The following is a 9,530-nucleotide window of genomic DNA, read 5'->3' on the forward strand; positions in this document are numbered from 1 at the left end:
GATACGGTCAGTGGCAGATACTCGAACAGGCACGGGCGTAACTCCTTCTTCGCAGACTTGCAGGTCGTGAAGCGGAACCTACGCCCGTGCTCCCTATTTACACCGGATTCCGGACACGACCGCCCGACATCGGGCCACAGGACTCTAAAACTGGTCGGGCTCATTCAGCGGGAACACGCCACAAGAACTGGAAGTACACGGCCAGTGCTGCGGCCCGCCCGGTGCGGGTGGAGGGGTTGGCGTCGCGCAGCACCGTGCCGAAGTAGACGTCGGCATCGGCGGGCTGCATCTCCCACAGCGGCCGGCCGAACCAGTCGCGGATCAGCTCGAGGTGGTTGGTGTCGTTGCGGATCGTGCTGTCGACCAATCCGGCCGACGCCCTTGCCAGCACGAACCCGGCCAACACGTCGGTCTCGAAGTCGGCAACCTCCTCCTCGCTGGCCGGTACTCGATGTTCCCGCAGATCGCGGACCACAGCCAGAGCCAACCCACGCCTCCTCGACTTCACTCAGAATGAAGAAACATCATCTGGTCAACTATTCAGTCAGCAAGGATGGTGCCGGTTCATCAGCGAGTTTTGGTGCAGCGACACGCCCACAACGGCTGTTCCAGGCGTTGGAAACGGCTGACGGGCGATACCTATGGGCTCAGAACCCGTCGACTGTTGGGTAACGCGACTGAGCCTCTCTCTCTGACTCCGACTCGGAGTGACGAAGAGGACACTGCGTGCACGCCTCGTTGCGCATCTTGCAATGCAGGGCCTGGCCCACCGATGCCACCACCTGCCGCTCGCTCAGCCGCGATTTTCCGTGTCGTGCACATGGTCGACGACGACGCGGACACTGTCCTGCATGTTGATTCTCTCCTGGAGTTGTGGGATCCAATCAGCAACTCTGACGGCCGGACATCACCTCGGAGGCATCCGTAATGCGCCATCGAGACGGATCGTCTCGCCGTTGAGCATCGGATTATCAACGATGGCTATGACCAGGTGTGCATACTCGGCAGGATCACCGAGTCGGTTTGGGTGCAACGTCAGCGCCTTGAGAGCGGTTAGCGCAGCCTCTGGAAGTGAGTTGAGAAGCGGGGTTTCGAAAAGCCCCGGAGCAATCGTGTTGACCCGGATCAAGTACGACGACAGATCACGCGCGATCGGCAGCGTCGCCGCCATCACACCTCCCTTGGAAGCGGAGTAGGCCGCCTGCCCGATCTGGCCGTCGAAGGCCGCGCCGGAGGAAGTGTTGACGATCACGCCACGCTCGCCGCCGACGGGGTCGTTCTGCGACATTGCGTATGCGCCCAGGCGCACGACGTTGAAGGTCCCGATCAGGTTGATCTTGATTACTTTCTCGAACGCGTCGAGCGGGAAAGGGCCCTTCTTGCTGACGGTCTTGATGCCATCGCTGACGCCGGCGCAGTTGACGATGATGCGCAATGTCTTGTCCGCGTTGGCGATCTCGATGGCCCTGGTCACTGCATCCTCGTCGGTGACGTCGGCGGGCGCGAACCGGACGGCGTCGCCGAGGAGGCTTAGCGCGTCCGTGTTTGCATTGGGCAGGTCGACGGCGACCACCCGCGCTCCGGACCGCGCCAGCGTCTCCACCGTCGCCAAACCGAGCCCAGACGCGCCACCGGTGACGACCGCGCTGCTAGCTGCGATGTCCATTCGGCTGCTCCTTTTGTGTGTCTGTCTACAGGCTTCGCGCAATCAGCACCTTCATGATCTCGTTGGTGCCGCCGTAGATCTTCTGCACCCGAGCCGCCGCATACATCTGCGCGATCGGGTATTCCATCATGTAGCCGTATCCACCGAAAAGCTGCAGGCACTTGTCAGTGACCTCTACTTGTTTGTCAGATCCCCACATCTTGGCTATCGATGCGGTTGCGGCATCGAGTTTTCCGTCGAGGTACCGGCCGATGCAGTAGTCGATCAGCGCCGTGCCGGCCAGCACCTCCGCCTTGCATTCGGCCAGCACGAACTTGGTGTTCTGGAAGGCGAGGAGGGGCTTGCCGAACGCGGTGCGCTCCTTGACATAACGGATCGTCTCTACTACCGCCGCCTCCGCCATCGCAATCGCCTCGACCCCGATGGTCAACCGCTCGCGCGGAAGTTGCTCCATCAACTGGGCGAAGCCGTTGCCCTCAACGCCGCCGAGCAGGTTTGCGGCCGGCACCCGCATGTCGGTGAACGCAAGCTCCCGGGTGTCCTGGCCGTGCTGGCCGACCTTCTCCAGAACCCGGCCGCGCTGGAAACCCGCCAGCCCTTCGGTTTCGGCCACCATCAGCGACAGTCCGGACTCAGTTTTGGCCACGATCACCACCAGGTCGCAGTGGGAACCGTTGGAGATGAAGGTCTTCGAGCCGTTGATGACGTACTCGTCGCCGTCGCGGACCGCGGTGGTGCGAATCGACTGCAGGTCTGACCCGGTGCCCGGTTCGGTCATCGCGACGGCGATCACCATCTCCCCGCTGACCATCTTCGGGATCCAGCGCTTCTTCTGCTCCTCGGAGGCATACTCGGCGATGTAGTGGGAAGCCAGCGTCGAATGCACGGAGAAACCGAACGCGGTGTCGTGCGCGTAGGCGCGCTCCTGCATCACCACCGCCTCGTGACCGAAACTGCCGCCACCACCGCCGTATTGCTCGGGCAGGTCGAGGCCCAAAAGCCCGGCAGCGCCGGCTTTGTTCCAAAATTCTCGGTCCACCTGCTGCTGTTTCGCCCACCTGGCTTGGTTGGGAGTCGCTTCCTTGCGGAAGAAGTCGGCGGCGTGCTTGCGCAGGAGTTTTTGATCCTCGGTCTCCCACGGAACGACGTAGTCCGGGAATAAGAGTCCGGGCATGCTTTACCTACTTTCCGGTGAACTGGGGCGCACGCTTGGCAAGGAATGCCGCCTGGCCCTCGTGACTGTCGGCGGAATGCACCGCCACGTAGAAATTCCGTTTCTCGTGTTCGAGTCCCTGCGTCAGTGAGGTCTGAAACGCGTGCACAGCGGCATCCTTGGCGAGCACCACCGCTAGCGGGGAGTTCGTCGCGATCCGTTGCGCCATCGCCAGCGCCCGTGGCACGGCCTGGCCGTCGGCGACGACTTCGGCTACCAACCCTGCATCGCACGCCTCCTGGGCCTTGATGGAATCGCCCGTCAAAAGCATTGCCATAGCCTTGGATTTGCCGATCGCCCGAATGAGGCGTTGAGTTCCGCCAGCGCCAGGGATTGCGCCGATCTTCACCTCGGGAAGTCCGAATTGGCCGGACTCGCCGGCGATGACAATGTCGCAGGCCAACGCCAGCTCACAGCCGCCCCCGAGTGCGTATGTCTCGACCGCGGCGATGACCGGCTTCGGAAACGCAGCCAGTATCGACCAGAAGCTCTCATTGGCCTCTCCGGTGACCAGTGGCCGGGCCCGGATCTCGTCGAACGCCGTGATGTCGGCGCCGGCGCAGAACATGCCCTGGGCGCCCGCGATGACCACGGCCAACACGGCCGTGTCGGACCGCAACGCCGCCAGCTCGGCCCCCATCGCGCCCAACAGCTCGTCGTTGAGGCTGTTCTTCGACTTCGGGCGATTGATCTCCAGCAGGGCCACCGCACCGTCGCGAGTCGATCGCAAAATGTGTTTGTTCACGTGACCGCATCCCGGTAAACGTCGGCGTGTTCGGCCCGCAGCATCTTCTTATCCAATTTGCCGACACTGGTGCGCGGCAACGCCTCGACGAAAAGAACCGCGTCGGGCATCTGCCACTTGGCGAACTGCCCCAGCAGACAGCCGACGATGTCATCGCGGGTCAGCACGCCACCTTCGACGGGCACGACGATGGCCAGCGGCCGTTCCTGCCACTTCGGATGGCTGATCCCCACAACCGCGGCCTCCTTCACCAGCGGATGTCCGACGATGGCGTTCTCCATATCAATAGAGGAAATCCATTCACCGCCGCTCTTGACTACGTCCTTGAGGCGGTCGGTGAGCTTGAGGTACCCGTTCGGGTAGATTGTGCCGACATCGCCGCTGCGCCAGTAACCGTCGAGGAAGCGGTCGGCGTTGTCGTCGTCGTCGAGCTGGTGGTATCGCTCGATGACCCAGGGCCCACGCATCAGTACCTCGCCGACACTCTTACCGTCATGCGGCAGGTCATTGCCGTTGTCGTCGACGATCCGGACGTCGATACCGGAAGCGGGCAGCCCTTGAAAACGCTTGAAATCCCATTTCTCGTCGTCGGTGATCGTGCCCCGCAGGGACGGTTTGATGCCCATGTTCATCGTGATCAGCGGCGTCGTCTCGGTCGCTCCGTAGCCCTGCACAAAATCGGCGCCGGTGAGCTCGTGGAAATCGCGCATCAGCGACTTCGCCGGCTCGGTCGCGCCGGACAGCAGTCTCGTCCTGCTGAAATCTGGCTTCACAGCAAGGGTCTTGATGTAGTCGAGCATCGGCTGGAAAATCGCCGGTGCGCCGTTGGCGACGGTCACATTCTCCGCGATCATCGCGTCGACGAGCATTTGCGTGTTCTCGGCCAGGTAGCGGCCGGGTAGGATCACCTTCGCCGCGGTCCACATCGCGGTGTGCGGAAGCCCCCACGACTGGCCGTGAAACATCGGGGTGATGAGCATCGCGGTGTCCTCGCGACGGAGATCGATCGCTGCTGCCATCGCCATCGCGTGTAGGTAGCTGCCACGATGCGAGTAGTAGACGCCCTTCGGCCGACCCGTCGTTCCCGATGTGTAACACGCGCTGTAAGCAGAGGTTTCGTCGATGACCGGCCAGTCGATCTCGGTGTCGGACTCGGCCATCAGGTCCTCGAGGCGAAAGACGTTTTCCAGCGTGGTATCGATCTCGGTGAGCGGCTTATCCGACATTACGATCCAGCCCTTGACCTTCGGCACGTGCGGAGCCAACGCCTCGGCGACCGGAAGGAGTGTCTCGTCGACCAGGATCCAGTGCGCCTCGGCGTGGTCAGTGACGTAGCTCAGGTCTTCGGTGGCCAGCCGCAGATTCATCTGCAACATCACCGCGGCGATGCCGGGAATGGCCCAGCTGAGCTCAAAGTGCCGCTTGCTGTTCCAGTCGAGCACTCCGACTGTGTCGGCCGGGCCGATCCCTATTCCTGTGAGCGCGTTCGCCGCCCGCTTGACCCGAACGTACAAGTCTGCGTAGGTGTACCGCTGCCAGTCGCCGTCCGCGGTGCGGTAGACGACCTCTTGCTCGGGATAGGTGCGCGCCGCATGTCTGATCAGGTTGGTGGTGTTGAGCTGGTAGTGGTCGCCGTGCGTCGACGGCACGCCCTTCACGATTTCCCTGATCATGTCTGTGCCTTAGATTCGTTCGATGATGGTGGTGTTGGCGGTTCCGCCGGCCTCGCAGATGGTCTGCAGGCCGTAGCGCTGTCCGGTGCGCTCGAGTTCGCACAGCAGATCGGTGAGCATCCGGGCCCCGGTCGACCCGAGCGGATGCCCGATTGCGACCGAGCCTCCGTTGACGTTGAGCTTGTCATCGGGAATGCCGAACTCGCGTTGCACCATCAGCGGCACCCCGGCGAAGGCCTCGTTGACCTCGAACAAGTCGATGTCGCTGACACTCAGGTTGGCGCGCTCGAGCGCCCTGTGGGTGGCGTCCAGTACCGCGGTGAACTGCAGTACCGGGTCCGCCGCGGCGACCGTCATCGCCAGGAACCGCGCCCGCGAAACTAGCCCGCTGCGTTCTGCGTAGCCACGCTCGGCGATCAGCAACGCGGCTGCCCCGTCGCTGATCTGGGAAGAGTTGGCCGCGGTCGTGCGGCCGTCGGCCGCGAAAACAGGCTCCAGCGACGCGATCTTCACCGGATTCAACTGCTCACGGATTCCTTCGTCGGCACTGACGGACGCGGCCGACGGATCCAGCGGATCGACGGTGATCGGCACCAACTGCGCGCGAAACTTTTTCGCCCGGGTCGCGGCGAATGCTCGCTCGTGGCTTCGGATACTGAATTCGTCGAGTTCCTCGCGAGAAATACCGAACTTGGAGTTCAGCAACTCCGACGCCGCGCCTTGCGCCACCAAGTTGTCGTCGTAGCGGGCCAACTCCACGGGCGAGTACTGCGGACCGAGCGGCGCGCCCGGCATGAACGACGCAGGCATCGACACCTGCGACATCGACTCCACACCGCACCCAATCGCCAGCTCGTAGATGCCCGCGGTGACGCCGAATGCAGCGAAGTTGACCGCCTGCTGACCGGACCCGCATTGGCGATCAATGGTGACCGCCGGCACCGATTCGGGTAGACCCGCAGCCAGCACCGCGTGCCGCCCGATATTTCCGGACTGGTGCTCATGCTGCATCGCACAGCCGACGATGACGTCATCGATGTCTTTGGCATCGATCGCACTGCGCTCCACCAGGTTTCGCAAGGTGTGACCGAGCAAGTCGGCCGGATGCCACCGGCTCAAAGCACCGCCTCGTTTACCCACCGGGGTGCGCACCGCCCCGACAATCACTGCTTCGCGCGCGTTCAATGTTCCACTCCTTGTTCCGATGTACGAATTCCAACGATGGGGATGTCAACCGTCTCGGCGACTTCTTCCCAGTGGCGCGTGCTTTGTCCGGCAAAGACTCGTGCGAGATCCTCGTGGGTATCTGCTGCGCCCAGGACCTCGAGGGTCCGCTTTTGGAAATGCGGTTCGATTGCGCCCAGCGCGATATAGCCGTCGGCACTGGCGTAGATCCCGTAGGTCGGAGTCGCGCCACCGAGCGGGTCGCCAGGCCCTGCGATGCCGTACCGCACGGCTGCGCCGGCGTCGGCTGCGGCGTCCGCCAGTACGATCCGGACGTGTTGGCCGGCACCGGAATTCGGCCTATCAAGCAGCGCCAACAGGGCCCCGGACACGGCACGTTCGGCACCCAGGAGGTCCACGACCGGAACCGCCGGCATCAACGGGGGCTGCAGGGTGCCGTGCGTGGCCTGATAGGTCAGGTCGTGGCCGGGACGCTCCTCGAGGTCACCGTCGTAGCCCACGATTTCGACGTGACAGAGCCCCGGATACCTGACATGCGCGTCGTCGAGCCCGAGCCTGCGTAGCGCCGAAGGGCGCATGGCGGTGAGCAACACATCGGCGGAAGTCAGCTCGACATCCAGCTTGGCGTGATCGCCGGCGTCCTTGAGGTCCAGAACCAAGACCGTCTGCTTGCTGACGAGCTCTGCGTACCAGCTGGGCGCGACCGCGGCCAAGGGATCTCCGGTAGGGGGTTCCACCTTTGTTACCGACGCGCCGAAGCGCGCCAGCCGTGCCGCCGCGAGCGGGCCCGGGATGTTCACCGCAAGCGACAAGATGCGAACGCCGTTCAGACTGCCCTGCACTACGTGGTCCTTCCATCGATACCGTACGACTGTACAGGAAGCTTTCTATCTGTATAAGAAGTGATGTTCACTGTACACTTGCCCGGAACGAAGGAGACGCATGGGACCGTTCGCCGATCCACGCGCAGGCGCAGACGACCTGACCGCGAAGGCGCGCATTCGCAACGCCGCGATGGACCTGTTCGCGGAGTTCGGGGAGGACCGCACGTCGATGCGAAATATCGCCTCGAGAGCCGGCGTCACGGTCGGGCTGGTTGTCCACCACTTTAAGACCAAGGACGGAATCCGGCGCGCCGTTGAACAACTCGTCGTCGACTACTTCGCGCAGACGATCGCGCAGGTCCCCGTTGATGGAACACCAAGACAAGTCGCCACGGCGCGTGACGTGGCTGTCAAGGAGATGCTCGAATCGAACCCAGCCGTCGTCAACTATCTGCGCCGCGCGCTACTGGACCCCGCAGGGTCTAAAGGCCAACTGCTCCAGCGATTGACAGAGCTGACCCGAACGGAGCTCATCAAAGCCCGCGACGCCGGTATCGCAAATGCGCAGCGAAGCGGATCCACCCAGATCATCGACATCATGGTCCGACAGCTGGGACAGCTCTTCCTGCAACCGATGATCGACACCATGTGGGATCAAGTCTCCCGCCCAGACGAGTCAGACGACGACAAACCGACACTGCACGTCGCCGTTCGCTCCAGTGGCCACGCGTTTGCCCATCGGACCGCGAAGCGGCATCCTTCCGCGGAACCCCCTGCCGCGGGCGCGCGATCACCGCGCAGACCTATCCGGTCAACGGCGGGGATTCAGCCGGCCCAGTGAACCATACGGACCGGCAGGGAGAAACCAGATGGACGCGACCGACCTGACACGAAAATTCGGTGACCGCAGCGGGTGATCGAGGGCACATTCCGTCCGCCCCTTGAAGTGTTCACAGCGCGCTCCAATGAGCCCCGCAAACCCCGCTCCCCTGCCGGACCGCCAGCCCTGATCCACTCATGCTCGAAAGCCGCACCCGAACCCAGGGCCGCCACAACCTCGGTCTCCGAAACCAGACAGAACGGTCGAATACGAACGGAATCGAATATGCGGCTTGTCGGCATCGTCTGAAACTGAACCCGTGTCCGACCTGGTGGCCGATCGGACCCGGGCGATCAACCCGCTGCGGGCCCAGCTGCCGGGAGTACGTCCCCGCCCTGGAACGTGCGTTTGACTACAGCACGAGCAAGGCCGCACTGATGCTGGCTCACCGGCTACCAGACTCCCGACGGGTTGCGCCGCGCCGGTGCTGCTCGACTGGCGGCTCGGTTGCGTAAACGCAACGCCCGCAACGCCGATGCCGTCGCGGCCACAGCCATCGACGCCGCCAACGCCCAACATAGCATCGTGGCGGGACAGCAGCTCGCCGCCGCGATAATCGCCCGCTTGGCCGAGGAGGTGATGGCCCTCGACACCGAAATCGGCTACACCGACACGATGATCGAGGACCGATTTCGCCGCCACCGCCACGCCGAGATCATCTTGAGCATGCTTGGCTTCGGCGTCATCCTCGGTGCTGAGTCCCTCGCCGTCACCGGCGGTGAGTGTGAAAGCCTTCGAGTCCGCCGACCGCCTTGCCGGCGTGTCCGGACTTGCCCCGGCACCGCGAGATTCCGGCCGCGTCAGCGGCAATCTCAAACGCCCCCGCCGCTACGACCGGCGCCTGCTGCGCGCCTGCTACCTGTCCGCCTTGGTCCGCATCCGCGCCGACGCCGCCTCCCGCACCTACTACGACCGCAAACGCGCCGAAGGGAAACGCCACACCCAAGCCGTCCTCGCGCTGGCCCGACGACGCCTCAACGTCCCGTGGGCCATGCTCTGCGATGGCACTGTCTACCAACCCAACGGACCGAAAGCAGCTGCCGCTTAAGACCCTGACGGGCTTGACAACCTCATTGAGAATCCCCCTCCAGGGAGGTGACCTACGTGCATGTGGCTACTCATCTGAGTCATAAGGAACGCGAGATGATTTCCTTCATCACCTCGTTCGTGCCGGCGTAGATTTTTTGCACGCGCTGGTCCACCCACAATCTGGAGATGGGATACTCGGTCATGTAGCCATATCCGCCGTGAAGCTGCATACAGTCATCGAGTACCTTCATCGCTCGCTCAGTGGTCCACCACTTCGCCATGGCGACGGTCTGCACGTCGAGTTGACCCGCAAGG

7 protein-coding genes and 3 pseudogenes are annotated in these 9,530 nt (G+C 63.3%); 2 read left to right on the forward strand and 8 right to left on the reverse strand.

Annotated features, from left to right (window positions below; all coding sequences use genetic code 11):
- Positions 1-181: 181 nt before the first annotated feature.
- The 7 genes and pseudogenes from CYU59_RS00025 to CYU59_RS00055 all read right to left on the reverse strand — a co-directional run.
- A pseudogene (locus CYU59_RS00025) lies at positions 182-487 on the reverse strand (site-specific integrase); the annotation flags it as partial.
- A 420-nt stretch (positions 488-907) separates the two neighbouring features.
- Complete coding sequence (locus tag CYU59_RS00030; protein WP_292974675.1) at positions 908-1,666, reverse strand: SDR family NAD(P)-dependent oxidoreductase; 759 nt, start codon at positions 1,664-1,666, stop codon at positions 908-910.
- Between the two features lie 25 nt (positions 1,667-1,691).
- Entirely contained in the window at positions 1,692-2,840 is a 1,149-nt protein-coding gene (locus CYU59_RS00035) for an acyl-CoA dehydrogenase family protein (RefSeq protein ID WP_292974676.1), read from the reverse strand.
- 7 nt (positions 2,841-2,847) lie between these two features.
- Positions 2,848-3,624, reverse strand: a complete 777-nt coding sequence (locus CYU59_RS00040; protein WP_292974677.1) for an enoyl-CoA hydratase-related protein — start codon at positions 3,622-3,624, stop codon at positions 2,848-2,850.
- The gene (locus tag CYU59_RS00045; protein ID WP_292974678.1) at positions 3,621-5,297 is read right to left on the reverse strand and encodes a long-chain-fatty-acid--CoA ligase; all 1,677 of its coding nucleotides are present in this window, start codon (positions 5,295-5,297) and stop codon (positions 3,621-3,623) included. The genes CYU59_RS00040 and CYU59_RS00045 overlap by 4 nt, the downstream gene beginning before the upstream one ends.
- 9 nt (positions 5,298-5,306) lie before the next feature.
- A complete protein-coding gene (locus CYU59_RS00050; protein ID WP_292974679.1) occupies positions 5,307-6,482 on the reverse strand; it encodes a thiolase family protein in 1,176 nt (391 codons plus the stop codon).
- A complete protein-coding gene (locus tag CYU59_RS00055; protein WP_292974680.1) occupies positions 6,479-7,324 on the reverse strand; it encodes a CoA transferase in 846 nt (281 codons plus the stop codon). Before CYU59_RS00055 ends, CYU59_RS00050 begins: the two co-directional genes overlap by 4 nt.
- Before the next feature lie 100 nt (positions 7,325-7,424).
- Here CYU59_RS00055 and CYU59_RS00060 point away from each other — a divergent pair.
- Together CYU59_RS00060 and CYU59_RS00065 are read left to right on the forward strand one after the other, a co-directional pair.
- A pseudogene (locus CYU59_RS00060) lies at positions 7,425-8,024 on the forward strand (helix-turn-helix domain-containing protein); the annotation flags it as partial.
- Between the two features lie 424 nt (positions 8,025-8,448).
- Positions 8,449-9,234, forward strand: a pseudogene (locus CYU59_RS00065) (transposase); the annotation flags it as partial.
- A gap of 79 nt (positions 9,235-9,313) precedes the next feature.
- Here the strand turns inward: CYU59_RS00065 and CYU59_RS00070 are convergent.
- Positions 9,314-9,530: acyl-CoA dehydrogenase family protein (locus CYU59_RS00070; RefSeq protein WP_292974681.1), on the reverse strand; the 217-nt coding region annotated here is incomplete at its 5' end.

The organism is Mycobacterium sp. (genome assembly GCF_002863225.1).
Classification (GTDB): Bacteria; Actinomycetota; Actinomycetes; order Mycobacteriales; family Mycobacteriaceae; genus Mycobacterium.

What these genes read in the sequence shown, in the direction of transcription:
- CYU59_RS00030 (WP_292974675.1), bottom strand. Translation starts at nt 1,666, where the DNA reads ATGGACATCGCAGCTAGCAGCGCGGTCGTCACCGGTGGCGCGTCTGGG.
- CYU59_RS00035 (WP_292974676.1), bottom strand. Translation starts at nt 2,840, where the DNA reads ATGCCCGGACTCTTATTCCCGGACTACGTCGTTCCGTGGGAGACCGAG.
- CYU59_RS00045 (WP_292974678.1), bottom strand. Translation starts at nt 5,297, where the DNA reads ATGATCAGGGAAATCGTGAAGGGCGTGCCGTCGACGCACGGCGACCAC.